This is a genomic window from Synechococcus sp. O70.1, assembly GCF_047462215.1.
Classification (GTDB): Bacteria; Cyanobacteriota; Cyanobacteriia; order Thermostichales; family Thermostichaceae; genus Thermostichus.
The window spans coordinates 1-16,320 of record NZ_JANSIT010000014.1 but is presented as its reverse complement, the minus strand read 5'-3'; the positions used below and the strand labels follow the sequence as shown (position 1 = coordinate 16,320).

Genomic DNA, 16,320 nt, shown 5'->3' with positions numbered 1-16,320 from the left:
TTCCTCTACTCCCACGAAGCTGTTAGCGCAAACTTGACACGGCGTATCATCAGCTCCGCCGCAATGTTAACCACCAGAGTGATGGCTAACAGAATCAAGGCCAAATACATAAGTGCTGCAACCTGCTCGGGGCCCGCTTCCGCAAACTCGTTGGCCAATAGGGCTGGGATGTTGCTGGCAGGAGCCAGAAGCGAGATGCTAATGCCGCGGGCATTCCCAATCAGCATCGCTACTGCCATCGTCTCCCCTAGGGCGCGTCCCAAACCCAAAACCACCGCTCCCAGGAGGCCGCCAATTGCTGCCGGCAGCACGACACCAAAGATGGCTTCCCAGCGAGTGGCTCCCATCGCATAGGCAGCCGCCCGCAACTCTGGCGGAACGGACACCAGCATTTCCCTGGCGATGGCAGTAATGATGGGGATGATCATGATCCCCAAGACAACCCCCGCTGTCAGCATCCCAGGCCCTACTGGTGGTGTGCTGAAAATGGGCAGCCAGTTGAAGTGCTGGAACAAAAACATCTGTATAGGGCGGAAGAAGGGGATGAAGATAAACAACCCCCAAATGCCGTAGACCACACTGGGAATGGCTGCCAGCAGCTCCACCACGATGATCAAGGCTGTGCGCAAAGGCTTGGGCAAAAAGTCCTCGCTCAAAAAGATGGAGATGCCAAAGCTTAAGGGAACGCCCACGATCAGAGCAATCAGAGAAGTTACCAGTGTGCCGTAGATCTGGGGCCAAGCACCGTAAATTTCCTCAACAGGATCCCAGGTGGTGCCCCAGAAAAAGCCCAGCCCGAACTTCCGAATGGCAGGTAGCGCCTGAATCCCAATCTCCAGGGCAATCCACAACAGTAGGAAAGCCGAGAAAAAGACGGCGATCCGCGTTGCCCAAATAAATAGCCAGTCGCGCCGGCGCTGGAAGACGGGCCGGGGCCGAAATAGAGAACTGCTCTCCGAAAAGGTAGTGGTCATCTGCTGGGTAGGGGTAGTGGTCATCTGCTGGGTAGGGGGTACAAACCTCTACGGAGTGATTTTTTCCAGGGCAGCCAGAGCTTTCTTCCGCGTTTCCTCCGGCAAAGGCACATAGCCCAGCGGCTCCGCAAAGGATTGCCCTTCGGTGAGGCCGTAGCGAAGAAACTCTTTGACAGCCTTGGAGGTTTCAGCTTTGGGGTAGACTTGGTAAGCCAAGATCCACGTGTAGCCCACAATGGGGTAGGAGTCTTCCCCTTCGGGATCTGGGTCAACCCCCAGCAGCCGCTCGTCGAGCTTGATTCTCGCCAGCGCTGCCTGCTCCGTCTCAACTTTGGGGACGACGAACTTGCCTGCCCGGTTTTCCAGGCGAGCGAAATTTAGGTTGTTGAGCTTAGCAAAGCCGTACTCCACATAGCCGATTGAGCCACGAATCTGCTTGATTTGTTCAGAAACGCCTTCGTTACCGCGAGCTCCCACGCCAGTTGGCCAGTTCACGGAAGAGCCACGGCCCACTTTTTGCCGCCATTCGGGGCTAATGGCGCTGAGGTGGGTGGTAAAGATGTCGGTGGTGCCACTGCCATCAGAGCGGTGCACAACAGTAATCGGCAGATCTGGGAGAGTCACCCCTGGGTTAAGGCCAGCCAACAGCGGATCGTTCCATTTCTTGATCTTGCCCAGGAAGATATTGGCCAGCGCCAGGCGAGAGAGGCGAAGTTCAGGACCTACGCCGGGGACGTTATAGGCTGCCACCAATGCCCCGCCCACCATAGGCACGGCCACCATGCCCTTGGGAGGGTTGGCTTCACCCTCAATCTTGCTAATCTCCTCAGGACGCGGCACGCTATCACTGGCGCCGAAGTCGACAGTGCGGGCCACAAATTGCTGACGGCCAGCGCCGCTCCCCACCGATTGGTAGTTGACTTGGATGTTGGGGTTTTTCTTGCCAAATTCTTGGGCCCACGTTTGGTAGAGGGGGGCCGGGAAGGTAGCTCCAGCGCCGTTGATGGTTATCGTCTTCTGCTGGGCAAACACTCGCTGCCAGCCGGCCTGACTTGCCGCAAAACCAGCAGCAACTGCCGACAAGGACTTAAGGAAAGAACGACGACCCAAGGAATGCGACACCAACATACAGAGATCTCTCCACTGAAGAGCGTGTCCTAGCCCAGGTCAAAAAGCTGCAACTGTGAAACCTAACTCCAAGAGTTCAGTCCACCGGGCCGAAGAAAGCACAGGATCTCGTTGAGACCCCAGCCCTTGCAACTCAGTCGCTAATCGGCTGTTGAGTGTAACGTAAGGTCAACCCTTTTTGGGTTAACAAGAGGTTAAATTCAGGTTATTTCTAGGTTATCTCTAGGCCCAGCAGCCGAGGTCGCGACTGTCGGGCTTAATCAGGGTAGAGACCCCAGGGGGAGGCTGGGGCTGGGCTGACATTGGTCGGGGGAATGCCTAGAATAGAGGGCTGTCAAGAGAGTGGGTGCCTTCCTCCTATGGCAAAAGATGTGCAGGTGATGCTGCGCCAGGCGGTTCCTGGGCTCGGCAAGCCGGGAGAGGTGGTGAGTGTCAGGCCGGGCTATGCCCGCAACTACCTTTTCCCGCGGCAGATGGCGGTGCGGCTTACGCCTGGACTTCTCAAGGAGCAGCAGATGCGGCGGGAGCAGGAAGCAGCCCGCAAGCTGGCTGAGAAGCAACAGGCGGAAAACTACAAAAAGGCTTTGGAGACGATTGGCCGTTTTGTCATCCGCAAGAAGGTGGGCGAAAAAGACCTGCTCTTTGGACAGGTAACTGCCAGCGATATTGCCGAGGTGGTGCTGGCTACCAGTGGCCTCGATATCGACCGCCGCAATGTCCTACTCGATGAGGAGATCAAGAAAACTGGGGTTTACCTGGTGCAGGTGAAGTTACACCCCGAGGTTACCGCTACGCTGCGCATTCAGGTCACGCCTGAGTAGAAAAGAGGTTCTGGTTCAGACGGCTATGCCCACTTGGCCCGCTGCGCTAGGGTGTGCAGCCTAGCAGTCGGAGAGCGGGGGAGAGCTTGGTTTTTCTACCCTGGCTGGTGGTGATTAGCGATTACGACCTGACCGGTGGGGATCGGCTTCCGCCTCAGAACATAGAAGCTGAGGAGGAGATCTTGGGCGGCATCCTCCTTGACCCTGAGGCGATGGCGCGGGTGGCGGAGCTCTTGCGGCCTGAGATGTTCTACCTCTCCGCCCACCAGGAGATCTACCGGGCTGCTCTGCAGTTGTACAGCCAGGGCCAGCCCACTGACCTGACCACTGTTTCTGCCTGGTTGGCAGATCACCAGCTCTTGGAGCGGGTGGGAGGAACGGCGGCAATTCGCCGCCTAGTGGAGCAGACGGTTAGCAGTGTCAACATTGACCAGTATGCCCGTCTGGTGGTGGACAAATACATGCGCCGCCGGCTGATTCAAGTCAGCAACACCTTGGCGCGTCTGGCCTACGACACTAGCCAGCCTCTCCCTCAGCTCCTGGATCGAGCCGAGCAAGAGGTGTTCAGCCTCACCCAGGAACGGGTGCAGCGCAGCCTTGTTCCAGCCTCGGAAGTTTTGGTAAACATCTTCTCAGAGTTGGAGGAGAGGTTCCAGAGCGGGGCTCAGATCCCTGGGATCCCGACCAAATTCATTGACCTCGACAACCTGACCCAGGGCTTGCAGCGGTCGGATTTGGTCATCCTAGCCGGCCGTCCCTCGATGGGAAAGACCAGCCTGGCTCTTAACATTGCCCAAAATGTGGCTGCCTACGTCAAGCAACCGGTGGCCATCTTCAGCCTGGAGATGTCGCGGGAGCAACTGGTGCAGCGGCTCTTGGCCAGCGAGGCGCGCATTGATAGTAGCCGTCTGCGATCCGGGCGCATCAGCGAGAATGAGTGGCAACGCCTGGGGCAGGCGATTGGCTTTTTGTCGCAACTGCCTTTGTTTATCGACGACACGCCCAACTGCACGGTTACAGAAATTCGCTCTAAGGCGCGGCGTCTGCAGGTGGAGCAAGGAGGGACGTTGGGGTTGGTGTTGATCGACTACTTGCAGCTAATCCAGGGATCTGAGTCCGACAACCGGGTGCAGGAATTGTCGCGCATTACCCGCGGCCTCAAGGCGCTAGCCAAAGAGCTGATGGTGCCGGTGCTGGTGCTATCTCAGCTCAGCCGGGCAGTGGAGTCGCGCTCAGACAAGCGTCCGCAACTGGCAGATTTGCGGGAGTCGGGTTGTCTAGCCGGCGATACCCGCGTGAGGGACGTGGATCGCGGCAAGATCTGGCGGCTGGAGCAACTGGCAGCCCTGCCGCCTTCAGCAGAACTGCCGCGCCTGCTCAGCCTCAATGGGCGCGGGCGGCTGGTGCCCCAACAGCCAGTGAGGGTATTTTGCAGTGGGCGGCAGCCCACATGTCTTCTAAAAACTCGCCTCAACTTTTCCATTCGTGCCACTGGCAACCACCCTTTCCTAACTCGGGACGGCTGGAAAACCCTCGACGAGCTGCAACTGGAGGAGGAGGTGGCGGTGGTGGTGCAGGAGGGGTTGATCTGGGATCCCGTCGTCTTCATTAGCGAGCCGGGGGAGCCGCAACCGGTTTACGACATCGAGATGCCCCGCCACCACAACTTTGTGGCCAACGGCCTGCTGGTGCACAACAGCATCGAGCAGGATGCCGACGTGGTGATGATGATCTACCGGCCCGAGTACTACGATCCCAACACCAGCGATCGCGGAATTGCGGAGGTAATTGTTGCCAAACACCGCAACGGCCCCACGGGCACGGTGCGCCTTTTGTTTGAAAGCCAGTACACCCAGTTTCGCAACTTGGCGGATCCCTATCGGTGAGCGAAAGCCGCAGCAGAAGTAGATCGGGACTCCTTTCAAGGACAGGTCCGGGGTGCGAGGTGTTAGCCTGAGATTGCCCCCCTAGGGCAGGTCGCTGTTGCTGGCTACCTCCCTCTGCCTAAAGCCATATGTTCAAAAGCCTGTTGATCGCCACCGATTGCCGCGATGGACTGCAGCGTTTTGGCAAATGCCTAGAAGAGCTTTACCTGAATGGGATTGAGCGCGTTGCCTTTGTGCATAGCGTCGCTCGGCAGGACGACGACATTGGCCTTCCCGAAGACCTCACCCCCAAAGTGCAGGCGCAACAGGCTCGCTTACAAGAGGTGTTGAGCGCCGTTCCTGCAGGGCTGGAAGTCGAAGTCTTGGTGCAGGCGGGCAAGGCGGTGGATCTGATTTTAAGAGGGATCCAAACCTGCAGCTCCGACTTGCTAATCACAGGCATGGGGATCCACAATCTGCTCACCGAAAAACTGTTTGGAAGCACCACCTTGGAGCTGCTGCCGAAGCTGACCATCCCGGTAATGGTGATGCGTCCGCAACTCATCGCCGCCTTTACTCTGGAAGAATTGCGCCTGCGCAGCCGCCACCTATTTCGCTCCCTCCTAGTGCCTTTTGACTTTGAGGAGCCCCGCCGGCAGCTCCTCAGCCGTCTTGGCCAACTGCTGCCAGGAACTTCCCAGTGTCAGGCCATTACGCTGCTCTATGTGGTGGATCCCAGCGCCCGCCGCAACCAGGGATCGCCGGCAGAAGAGCTCAAGCGCAGGGCCGAGGCCGACTTGGCCCGGTTAGTCGAACCGCTGGTCGAGCAGGTAAAACCGGTGCAGTTGCGGGCCTTGGTGCGGGTGGGATCCCCGCTTCAGGAAATCCTAGCCACCGCTGCTGAGGAGGACATGACCGCCATTGCCACCGCCTCCCCACGGGTGGGGACCTTTTGGGAGTGGTCAATCCGTAGCCTCACCGGCGAGATTCTACGGCAAAGTTGGCATCCGGTGTTGTTTTTCCCGCGCGGTTCCTTAGCGTAGTAGAGCTGCCCAACCCCCCTTCTATGCCGCTTGACCAAACCTTGAAGGAACTGTTCCAGGCGGTGGCTCAGGGGAAGCTCTCTCCCGAGCAGGCCCTGCAAGCCTGTCGCTTCCTGCCTTTTGAGGCGGTAGGAGACTTCGCCCGTGTGGATCACCATCGCCTTCTGCGCACCGGCTTTCCCGAAGCCGTGTGGGGGCCGGGCAAAACTCCCGAGCAGATTGCCCAGATTCTGGAGCGGCTGCACCGCCAGGGATCCCTAGCTTTGGCCACCCGCGTCGATCCCTCGGTCTATGCCCAAGTTCGCTGCCGCTTGCCCCAGGCCCAGTATTCTCCTGTAGCGCGCTTGTGCTGGATCCCTCCCCAAAAGGTGCATAGCTATCCCGGCCAGATTAGCGTGATCTCCGCTGGCACTGCCGACGTGCCGGTGGCTGAAGAGGCCGCTCTCACCGCCGAGCTCTCCGGGTTTCAGGTCAACCGCCTCTGGGATGTGGGAGTGGCCGGGATCCACCGCCTGCTGCACCACCGCGCCGCTCTGGAAGCCGATGTGCTCATTGTAGTGGCAGGCATGGAGGGAGCCTTGGCCAGCGTGGTGGCGGGCCTGGCAGACTGTCCGGTAATCGCTGTGCCCACCAGCGTTGGCTACGGGGCCAGCTTCCAGGGCTTGGCTGCCCTACTGACCATGCTCAACTCCTGTGCGGCGGGAGTGGGAGTGGTGAACATCGACAACGGCTTTGGGGCGGCCATTTTGGCAGGCCAGATCCTGCGCTGTGGACAGCGGCTAGCGACGCGATTGCCTTCGCCTGCAACCCCTGGAGATAGGGAAGGTTAAGAAATGTAAAACGATCCTGAGCTGGACAAGCTATACTCGGGCCATAGCTATGCTGGAGCTTTGAATTTCTCCGCTGGGAGGAAGCTGAGGGGTCGAGCCTTTCTCCAGCTACCCTTCTTGGGGCGCTTCCTCAACGACCACAAAAATCTTCCGAAAGGGGGGTTATGGACGTAGGATAGCAGTCTGGGGTTGGCTGCACGGGACGAACAACTCTTTGACCGGAGCACAGGAAGCTTGCTGCTATGTCAATCAAGGCAATAGACACCGCTGTGGCTCTTGTTCAAGGGATAATTCAGTCCTTTAGTTGGGCGGATCTCTTTTTGGTGGTGGCTCTGGTGTTTTTGGAGGCGGCGCTCTCTGCCGATAACGCTGTCGCCTTGGCTGCTTTGGTCAAGCATTTGCCCACCCCCCAGCAGCAGAACCGGGCTTTGCGCTGGGGCATTGTCAGCGCCTATGGCTTTCGTATTGCCATCGTGTTTGCAGCGGTGTGGTTGGTCGAGTACCCGCCCGCGCGATTCTTGGGGGCCTGCTACCTGCTCTGGCTGGCCTGGCAACATTTTCGCGGGGAAGAAGAAGGCCCAGCGCAGGACATCACTCGCCAGGCCAATTTTTGGCAAACGCTGGTCATGGTAGAGCTCACCGACCTTGTGTTTTCCTTCGACAGCATTGCTGCTTCCGTGGCCGTCTCCCGCAAGGCGTGGGTGATCATCCTTGGCGGCATCCTCGGCATTACCCTGATGCGCTACATGGCCTCTTTGTTCTTGCGCTGGCTGGATGAGTTTTCCCGCCTGGAAGATGCTGCCTTTGCCATCATCGCCCTAGTGGGAAGCCTCATGCTGCTGGAGGTGTTCTTCCCCCAGATCGAGATCCCGGACTGGGGAATGGTGGTGGCTGTGTTCCCTGTGTTTGTCTGGGGCTTCTCCCAGCGCCGCAGTCCTTCTCCCCCAGCCGTGGCCCAGCCAGATTCGGCTCTGCCCCGTCTAACAGAGGAGGTCCCTGCCGGCTTAGCCGCTCTTGCTGAAGTGGAGTCTGCCGCCGAGCTACAGTTGGACTAAATCGCCAGCAGGTTGTCCGGGCAGGGGAAGGGCCTTGTAGACTAGCAGTGGAGGCAAGCCACCGGAGGAACGTACCCTGATTCCGCAGTTTTGCCGGAAGTGGTGGACAAAGTGCTGCCAGCAAGCCATTGCCACCAGCAAGGACAACCACCAGAAGCCCCCAGCAGGGGTAGAGGGTGGACACTCTCCAGCCAAGGTAGAAGAGCCGATCCCTCTGGTAGAGCTGCGGCAGGTCTCTAAGCGCTTTGGGGCTACGGTGGTGCTGGATCGGATTGACCTCAAAGTGTACCGGGGCGATGCCCTAGGACTGGTGGGGCCTTCCGGCACTGGCAAGTCGACCCTGTTGCGCATCATCGCGGGCCTAACGGAGCCCGACGCTGGCGAAGTGCTCTGGTGCGGTATTCCTTTGCCAGAGATTCAGGCCGGCCACTGCACTCCTCCTTTGCGGCTGGGCATGGTATTTCAGCAAGCGGCTCTATTCGACTCCCTAACGGTGGAGGAAAACGTCGGTTTTTTGCTCTACGAGCACTCGCGGCTGCCGCGAGCCCGCATTCGGGAACTGGTGGCGGCCAAGCTGGAGGCGGTGGGGCTGGCGGGTAAGGAGAACAGCCTGCCGGAAGAGCTCTCTGGGGGGATGCGCAAACGGGCTAGCTTTGCCCGCGCCATCATAGAGGATCCCTCTCTGCCCCAGGACGAGCCGCAACTGCTGCTTTACGACGAACCCACGGCGGGCCTGGATCCCATTGCTTCCACCGTAATCGAAGACCTCATCCGGGATCTGCAACAGGTGAAAAAAGCTTGCGAGAGCTACATCGTCGTAACCCACCAGCACAGCACCATCTACCGCGCCACCGACCGCGTTGTGCTCTTGGCCCAGGGGCGAGTGCAGTGGGAGGGATCCGTGCAAGAGATTGAGACGAGCGACAACCCCTTTGTGCGGCAATTCTTCAGCGGTAGTGTAGAAGGGCCAATTCAAGTGGCAGGGCAGGTGTGATGCGTTCGCGAGCCATCCGAGAAGGGGCAGTGGGCCTGTTGATCTTGGCGGGGGCGCTGATCTTTGCCGGGCTGTTTCTGTGGATCTACAACCTGCGCTTTGGCAGCCGCGGCTTTCGGTTTACCGTTACCTATCCCGGCGTGGCCGGCCTGGCGGAGGGCTCTAGCGTGCGGCTGCGGGGGGTAGCTGTGGGCCGGGTGGAGCGCATCGTGCCTCAGGCAGCTCAGGTGGAGGTCCAGGTGGCCATCGACCAGCCCTTGATCATCCCCCGCGATGCTCTGTTTATTACCAAGCAAACAGGGTTGGTGGGGGAGACGGTGGTGGACATCTTGCCTAGGGGGAGTGTCGAGGGGGCAGTGGGATCCCCCCTAGCTGCCGATTGCGACCGCAGCCAAATCATCTGCGATGGCGATGTGGTGGAGGGCACACCGGGGGTGGATTTTGGCCAGTTGCTGATTCCCCTGGAGCGGTTGCTTGCACGGGTTAACGATGATGAGGTTTTTAGCACCCTTAACGCCACCCTAGAAGGGATCACCCGCGTTGCCGACAGCGTGGCCAACCTCTCGGAAACCCTGGAAGAGCGGGTGGCAGCCCTGCGCACGGAAGATCTGGACTTGTTGCAATTCACCGAGGCGGCTAGAGCAGTGAGCCAAACTGCCGCAAGTCTCCAGGAGGCTGCCGACCAGTTCACGGCCCTGCTTCTAGAAAATCGCGCCTCGCTCCAGGCCGCCCTAGAGAATATCCAGCAGGTGAGCGCCGATCTGGAGGCGATGTCGAGCGCGGTTCGCCCGCTGCTTACCGATCCGCAACTGCAGGAGGAGGTGCGCCAGATCCTAGTAGGGGCGCGAGTAACGGCGGAGAACGCGGCCAAGGCCACTGAGGATCTGCGGCAGCTTGCGGCTGCCCTAAGCGACCCGGGCACCCTAGCAACCTTGCGCCAAACCCTGGACTCCGCCCGCATCTCCTTTCAGAACGTGCAAAAGATCACGGCTGACATCGACGAGCTTACCGGGGATCCCCAGTTTCGCCGCGCCCTGCGAGAGCTGGTGTTGGGGCTGAGCAACTTGGTTTCCAGCGCCCCTTCCGACAACGGGATTCAGCCCACTGCCGTCCAAGTCGCGCCCGTTTCTTTTACCCTCGCCCCTATGGGGCAGCAGCCGGTTCCCCAAGAGGAAGCCAAGATCCCTGCCGAGATCCGCTCCCCTAGCAGCGGCAAAAGCCATTGAAGGGATCCCGAAGCTGGGGTAGGCTTTGCGGGTATAGGACGCCGCGCCGTCGACCAGGGTTGAGGTGTGAGGAATGTGTGGCATTGTCGGCTATGTGGGCTTTCAGTGGGCTGCCCCCATTCTGGTGGAGGGCCTACGCACCTTGGAGTATCGCGGCTATGACTCCGCAGGCATTGCCACCGTGGATCCAGAAGAAGGCTTGAGGATCGTGCGGGCCACCGGCAAGCTGCACAACCTGGTGGTGAAACTCACTACAAACATGCCCACAGCCAAGGTGGGGATTGGGCATACCCGCTGGGCCACTCACGGCGGCATTAGCGAAGAAAATGCCCACCCCCACTGCGACGTCCAGGGGCGCGTCGTGGTTATTCAAAACGGCATTGTGGAGAACTACCTGGAGCTAAAGGAAGAGCTGCTGCGGCGAGGGGTTACCTTTCGCTCCCAAACCGATACCGAAGTCATTGCCCAACTGCTCGGTCTCTACGTCGAGGAGCTGGGATCCTTTGAGGTGGCCTTTGGCAAAGTGATGGGACGGCTGCGGGGGGGAAATGCCGTGGTGGCTTTGGATCGGGAGGCGCCGGATCGGCTGATTGCCGCCCGCCTGGGCAATGCCGGGGCTGTGGTGATTGGGGAGGGGGAAGGGGAAAATTTTGTGGCCTCAGATCTGCCTGCCATCATCCGCCACACCCGCAGGGTGGTGTTTCTGGAAGATGGAGAGATGGCCATCCTCACCGACTCCAGCGTGCGCTATCAGCGCATTACCGGCGAGGAGCTGCGCAAAACCCCCCTTACAGTGGCCTGGGATCCGGTCTCGGCGGCCAAGGGCGGCTACAAGCACTTCATGCAAAAAGAGATCCACGAGCAGCCGCGCACCATCACCGAGACGCTGCGGGGGCGGGTGGATCTGGAAGCAGGCCGGGTGAACTTGGAGGGGCTGGCCCTGACAGAAGCGCAACTGGCTCAGGTGGAGCAGATCCACGCTGTGGCCTGCGGCACTGCCTGGCACGCCTGCCTGGTGCTCAAGTACTTCATTGAGAGCCTGGCCCGCACCCCGGTGCAGGTGGACTACGCTTCCGAGTTTCGCTACCGCCAGCCGGTGCTGCGTCCCCACAGCCTGCTTTTGGCTCTTACCCAGTCCGGCGAGACGGTGGATACGCTGGCAGCCATGAGCGAGGCCCGTAGCCAAGGGATCCCCACCCTAGCCATCGTCAACGCCATCGGATCCCAGGCCACCCGCCTGGCGGATGCGGGGGTTATCTACATCCACGCCGGGCCGGAGATCGCCGTGGCTTCCACCAAGGTCTTTACCGGCATGTTGGTGGCAGGGTACCTGCTGGCCCTGCAACTGGCCCGGGCCAAAGGGATCCTCAGCCCAGCCCAGATCCAACCCCACCTGCAAGCTTTGATCGAGCTGCCAGCCAAGATCAGCCTCTTGTTAAAAGACGCCGCCCTCTACGACCACCTGGCGGAACAGTACCACCATGTCACCGACATGCTCTACCTGGGCCGCTGGGTCAATGCCCCCATTGCTCTAGAGGGGGCGCTAAAGATGAAAGAAGTGAGCTACATCCATGCCGAGGGCTACCCAGCAGGGGAGATGAAGCACGGCCCCATTGCTCTCATCGACGAGCGCATGCCAGTGGTGTGCATTGCCACCCGCGATCCTGTCTACGAAAAAATGCTCTCCAACATCGAGCAGGTGCGGGCGCGGGGCGGGCGGGTCATTGCTCTAATGAACCCGGAAGATACCCAGGTGCGGGAGAAAGCCGACCACGTCATCGAGGTGCCCAGCACCACTCCTCTGCTGTCAGCGGTTTTGAACGTCATCCCCTTGCAGTTGTTTGCCTATGCCATGGCCCTCCGACGGGGAGCCGACGTGGATCAGCCGCGTAACTTGGCCAAGTCGGTTACGGTTGAATGAGCAGCGTTTGGTGAACCTTTCACCTAATCTAGGTTTTGCACAATTCGGGAAAGCTCACTTCTCTCGTCCACACTGATTCGGGTCGGGGATCCGCTGATAATCCGCTCGTAGCCGCGGAAGGAATCGCGAATTTCAATGCCCGAGTTGGAGATGACGTACTCGCGGATGCCCTTGTCGTGCCAAGATCCCCGCATCTTAAAGACGTTGAGGGCCCGCGCCATCTCGCCCCGAATCTCCACGTACTGCAGCAGAATAATTGTGTCGGTAATGGTGGAGATGTGGGACTCAGTGATGGAGTGGGATCCCATGAATTGGTCAGTAGTGTTGGTGAAAAAGCCAGTGATCTCCTCCTGCTTGGCTAGGCTAGTTACACCAATAACAAACTGCCGAAAAGCATCTGGGCTTACGCCCCGCGCCAGGGCCGAGAGGGAGTCAATGGCCATGCGGGAAGGTTTGAAGGCCATCATCTCCGCTTTGATCCGCTGCAGATGGTCTTCCAGACCGGCAGACTCGGGGTAGGCGCAGATGATCTTGAGGAGGCCCTGCCGTTCAAACCCCTCTAGGTCGATGCCCCAGGAAGAGGCATTGCGGGCAAGCTGCGCCCGCGACTCTTCATAGGCAAAGAGAAGGCAGCGCTCCCCATTCAGGCAGCCCCGCTCGAGGAACTTGCTCACTAGCGAAGTCTTGCCAGTTCCCGTGGCGCCGGTGGCCAGGATAATTGAGTCCTTGAAGAAGCCGCCGCCGCACATTTCGTCCAGCTTCTCAATTCCAGAAGAGATGCGCAGATTGGAGGAGCGCTGAGTAAGTTGCATCGCCCCCAAGGGGAAGATGCTGATCCCCTCGTGGGTGATGGTAAAGGGATATTCGCCCTTCATATGGGTGGTGCCGCGCAGCTTCAAGATCTCAATGGTGCGCCGCCGTTTCTCTCCTTCCAGGATGTTGCGCAGGATTACCACGTTGTCGGAGACAAATTCCTCCACCCCGTAGCGAGCAATTGGGCCGTACTCGTCCGTGCGCTCCGTGGTCATGACGGTGGTGACGTTGGCCTGCTTGAGGCGGGCCGTCAAGCGGAAGAGCTCCCGCCGCACCACGCCGGCAGGGTCGTACTGCTGAAAGATGGCGGTCACCGAGTCGATGGCAACCCGCTTGGCCTTGTATTTGCGAATGGCGTACTGGATGCGTTCGATGAGGCCAGACAAATCGAAGTTGCCGCTGACCTCGTAGCCCTCCGGGTCTGGAGAAGCATCCAAGATAAAGAGCTGACCTTTGTCGATGAGGGCCTGCAGATCCCAGCCAAAGCTGGAGGCGTTGCGGATAATGTCGGCAGGGGTTTCCTCAAAGGTAACGAAGATTCCCGGCTCTTGGTACTTGACGATGCCGTTGTAGATAAATTGCAAGGCAAACAGGGTCTTGCCCGTACCCGAGGTGCCGCTGACCAGGGTGGCGCGCCCCAGGGGCAGGCCGCCGTGGCTGATGTCTTCAAAACCTTCGATGCCCGTTTGCTTCTTGGGGATCCCGCGCAGCTCTGGGCTGCCGTTGCGGCGGCTAAGGATCTCCTCGGCAGCATTCTCCTGCAGGTTTTCCGGCCCAGAAGGTTCCAATGGCTGGCTCATCCTGCTCTCTCCTCTTAATCCTCTTCGTCCGCTTCTTTGCAGAGTAGATCTAGGCCGATGAGCACCTTCTCGCGGTTGGACAAGTCGCCAATGATCTTCCGTACCGGCGGCGGCAAAACTTTGGTCAGGGTTGGTGTCGCCAAGATCTTATCCTCCTCTGCCAGTTGCGGGCTCTTCAAGACATCGATTACCTTCAGGCTGTAGACGCCGCCGAACTCCTTTTCCAGGATCTCTTGCAAGGTGTTGAGGGCGCGCAGAGAACTGGGCGTATTGCCCGCCACATAGAGCTTGAGGACATAGGCTTTGCGACTGGACATGGCTAGGGATCTCTTGGAGCAGGTTGGGGAAGGGAGCGGCGGTACATTTCACTGAGGTGAGCCATCACGTCGATGAGGGTAAGGCGGTAATCCAGCAGGATCTCTTCGCTGCGACCCTCCAGCTTCAGTTGTTTGGCAAAATCCTCCATCAGGTTCATGTGCAGCTCCAAGAGTTGAGCGGCACTGATGTCGGCAAAAAAGGCAAGCGCCACCAGCTCGTCAATGCGGGCATTGACCGTCTCAGGAGATTGGAAATAGTCCAAGACAATGGCCTGGTAAAGATTGCGCAGCCGCCGCATGAGGGCCTGTTGCTCCTCGGGGGGCAGGTGGCGATAAAACAGGGCTGGATCCCGATGGTAGTACACCCCGGCATAGCCCAGCCGCTCCCGCAGCTTTTCTGCCAGCCGCTGCTGTTGCCGGTAACTGTCCTCGGGGTGGGGGAGGGCTGGGGGCAAGCTGCAGATGGGAGAAACCTGGAGAAAGAAGGCAATGGCCCGACTAACAAGCAGCTCCAAGGTGGAAGGGGAAGTCGGGGTCGGGGGGCAAAGCAGCTCTTGGGGGGCGACAAGACGAACCAGGGTAGCGTTGTGGTAGAAAAATTGCTCTCGCTTCAGCAAAGCTCTGGCCTCTGGAGAAAGGGGGGGCGCGGCGGAGAGGCTGGCAGCCTTTTCTGGTTGGAGCTCTGCCGCCTCTGCAACCATAGCCACCACGGCTGGCAACAGCAGCCCCTGCTTGCAGAGCTGTTGGCCTAGCGCCTCCAGCGTGGGTAGCCGCTCCAGGGCTACCAAGAGCACCAGGCAGTCTGGATGGCTTTCTTCCTGTTGCAGGGCTTCCAGGAGAGTCTGGGGATCCTGGAAAACCTCAGTTACAAAACGGTCTGGCGGCAGCAAAACCTCTAGCGCCAGCTGCTTTCCTCCAGCCGGCTCCCAGGCGAGCAAAAAGCAAACGTGCAGCGGATAGGCGCTGGTCTCCAACAGGATATAACGATAAGAACTGTCTCTAATCTTAAATCTTCCTAAACGGCCTGGAATCTGCCTCGCGCTCAAGAAGCCTACACTGGGGGTGCCCCATGCTGCCTTTGATTATCGACTGTGACCCTGGCCAAGACGACGCTGTAGCCCTGCTGCTGGCGCTGGCCTCGCCTGAGCTAGAGGTGCTGGGCATTACCACGGTAGCCGGCAACGTCTCTTTGGAGAAGACTAGCCGCAACGCCCGGCAGATCTGCGAGTTGGCCGGCCGCCCGCAGGTGGGAGTTTATGCCGGCTGTCCCCGCCCGCTGTTGCGCCCCTTGGAAACCGCGGAGGAGGTGCACGGCAAAAGCGGGATCGACGGGGCCAATTTGCCGGAGCCGCAGATGCCGCTGGGATCCCAGCACGCGGTGCAGTTTCTCATTGAGACCCTTAGGGGGGCGCAGCAGCCCGTAACCTTGGCGTTGTTGGGCCCGATGACCAACCTGGCGGTGGCCCTAGTGCAGCAGCCCCAGATTGTGGAGCGCATCGGGCGGCTGGTGTTTATGGGAGGATCCGCTTTTGAGGGCAATGTCACGCCGGCTGCCGAGTTCAACATCCTCACTGATCCCCACGCCGCCCAGATTGTCCTCAGTGCCGGGATCCCCGAAGTCGTCATGCTCGGCCTAAATGTTACCGGACAAGTCCTCAGCACCCCAGAGCGGATCGAGCGCATCCGCGCTCTGGGCACTCGCGTTGGGCAAACGGTGGCCGACATGCTTACCTTCTACGGCAAGTTTGATGTCCGGCGCTACGGCCTGCCAGGAGGGCCCTTGCACGATCCCTGTGTCATTGCTTACCTCCTGCAGCCGCAGTTGTTTGAGCTCAAACCCTGCTATGTAGAGGTGGATACCGTCAGCCCGCTCAACCTGGGCCGGACGGTGGTGGATCGCTGGGGCCTCAGCGGCCGCCCGGCCAACGTGCAGGTGGCTTTTGGGGTGGATGCAGAAGGGTTCTACCGCCTGCTCACTGAGCGCTTGGGCCGCTATCGCTAGCTAAAGAGGAAAACAATGAGCCAGACCCTCCCAGCTCCCTTTGGCAAACCGGCGTGGCTAAACCTGCCCACGGCTTTTACCCTGCTGCGCCTAGTAGGGATCCCCTTCATCCTGGGGGGACTGAGCCTGAGATCCCCAGAGGGGGAGAGACTGGCCCTCTGGGCGTTTCTAGGGGCAGCGGCAACCGATTGGCTGGATGGCCACCTGGCCCGCCGCTATGGGCTGGTCACCGACCTCGGCAAGGTCTTGGATCCCTTGGTGGATAAGCTGCTGGTGCTGGCGCCGCTGCTGGGCCTAGTGGAGCTGGGGCGGATCCCGGCCTGGGGGGCTTTCCTGTTGGTGGGGCGAGAGCTAGCCATCGCTGGCTGGCGGGCCAACCAAAGTCAGGTTCACAGCGCCAATTTCTGGGGCAAAGCCAAGACGGCAGTCCAAATCCTAGCCATCGCCCTGCTAATCCTCAATTGGCCGGGTGGGATCCCCTGTTTTTGGGTGGCGGTGGCCCTTACCCTGATTTCGGGGCTAATCTACTTG

The 16,320-nt window shown here is 59.8% G+C and carries 15 protein-coding genes; 10 read left to right on the top strand and 5 right to left on the bottom strand.

The genetic code is table 11. From position 1 onward, the window contains the following. Positions 1-5: 5 nt before the first annotated feature. Both pstC and pstS read right to left on the bottom strand, forming a co-directional pair. Positions 6-998, bottom strand: coding sequence for a phosphate ABC transporter permease subunit PstC (pstC, locus tag NW833_RS08755; RefSeq protein ID WP_414412216.1), 993 nt, complete (start codon positions 996-998; stop codon positions 6-8). 24 nt (positions 999-1,022) lie between these two features. Then, positions 1,023-2,102, bottom strand: a complete 1,080-nt coding sequence (pstS, locus tag NW833_RS08750; RefSeq protein WP_414412215.1) for a phosphate ABC transporter substrate-binding protein PstS — start codon at positions 2,100-2,102, stop codon at positions 1,023-1,025. Between the two features lie 359 nt (positions 2,103-2,461). Between pstS and rplI the strand changes: the two genes are divergently transcribed. From rplI to glmS, 8 genes are all read left to right on the top strand, one after another. Continuing rightward, positions 2,462-2,923 (top strand): 50S ribosomal protein L9, encoded by a 462-nt coding sequence (gene rplI, locus NW833_RS08745; RefSeq protein ID WP_011430393.1) that lies wholly within the window; start codon positions 2,462-2,464, stop codon positions 2,921-2,923. Between the two features lie 128 nt (positions 2,924-3,051). Next, entirely contained in the window at positions 3,052-4,809 is a 1,758-nt protein-coding gene (dnaB, locus tag NW833_RS08740) for a replicative DNA helicase (protein WP_414402224.1), read from the top strand. 128 nt (positions 4,810-4,937) lie between these two features. Continuing rightward, positions 4,938-5,831, top strand: coding sequence for a universal stress protein (locus NW833_RS08735; protein ID WP_414404744.1), 894 nt, complete (start codon positions 4,938-4,940; stop codon positions 5,829-5,831). 23 nt (positions 5,832-5,854) lie between these two features. Then, a complete protein-coding gene (larB, locus tag NW833_RS08730; RefSeq protein ID WP_414395101.1) occupies positions 5,855-6,661 on the top strand; it encodes a nickel pincer cofactor biosynthesis protein LarB in 807 nt (268 codons plus the stop codon). 269 nt (positions 6,662-6,930) lie between these two features. Further along, a complete protein-coding gene (locus NW833_RS08725) occupies positions 6,931-7,716 on the top strand; it encodes a TerC family protein (protein ID WP_414412214.1) in 786 nt (261 codons plus the stop codon). Positions 7,717-7,972: 256 nt separating this feature from the next. Continuing rightward, entirely contained in the window at positions 7,973-8,710 is a 738-nt protein-coding gene (locus NW833_RS08720; RefSeq protein ID WP_414404741.1) for an ABC transporter ATP-binding protein, read from the top strand. Beyond that, complete coding sequence (locus NW833_RS08715; protein WP_414412247.1) at positions 8,710-9,936, top strand: MlaD family protein; 1,227 nt, start codon at positions 8,710-8,712, stop codon at positions 9,934-9,936. The genes NW833_RS08720 and NW833_RS08715 overlap by 1 nt, the downstream gene beginning before the upstream one ends. A gap of 73 nt (positions 9,937-10,009) precedes the next feature. Beyond that, positions 10,010-11,857: a glutamine--fructose-6-phosphate transaminase (isomerizing) gene (gene glmS / locus NW833_RS08710; protein ID WP_414412213.1), complete on the top strand. Its 1,848-nt coding sequence runs from the start codon at positions 10,010-10,012 to the stop codon at positions 11,855-11,857. A gap of 23 nt (positions 11,858-11,880) precedes the next feature. Here the strand turns inward: glmS and kaiC are convergent, their stop codons facing one another. From kaiC to NW833_RS08695, 3 genes are read right to left on the bottom strand one after another with little or no spacing between them, the layout of a single operon-like run. After that, positions 11,881-13,470, bottom strand: a complete 1,590-nt coding sequence (gene kaiC, locus NW833_RS08705; protein WP_414412212.1) for a circadian clock protein KaiC — start codon at positions 13,468-13,470, stop codon at positions 11,881-11,883. A gap of 14 nt (positions 13,471-13,484) precedes the next feature. Continuing rightward, positions 13,485-13,787: a circadian clock protein KaiB gene (gene kaiB / locus NW833_RS08700; RefSeq protein ID WP_414395092.1), complete on the bottom strand. Its 303-nt coding sequence runs from the start codon at positions 13,785-13,787 to the stop codon at positions 13,485-13,487. Positions 13,788-13,789: 2 nt separating this feature from the next. Continuing rightward, positions 13,790-14,677: a circadian clock protein KaiA gene (locus tag NW833_RS08695; RefSeq protein WP_414412211.1), complete on the bottom strand. Its 888-nt coding sequence runs from the start codon at positions 14,675-14,677 to the stop codon at positions 13,790-13,792. Positions 14,678-14,856: 179 nt separating this feature from the next. Here NW833_RS08695 and NW833_RS08690 point away from each other — a divergent pair, with 179 nt between their 5' ends. Continuing rightward, positions 14,857-15,789 carry a nucleoside hydrolase gene (locus NW833_RS08690; protein ID WP_414412210.1) on the top strand — a complete coding sequence of 311 codons (933 nt, stop codon included), beginning with the start codon at positions 14,857-14,859 and terminating at the stop codon, positions 15,787-15,789. Positions 15,790-15,804: 15 nt separating this feature from the next. Further along, positions 15,805-16,320 (top strand): CDP-diacylglycerol--glycerol-3-phosphate 3-phosphatidyltransferase (gene pgsA, locus NW833_RS08685; RefSeq protein WP_414412209.1); only part of this gene is annotated, 516 nt, incomplete at its 3' end.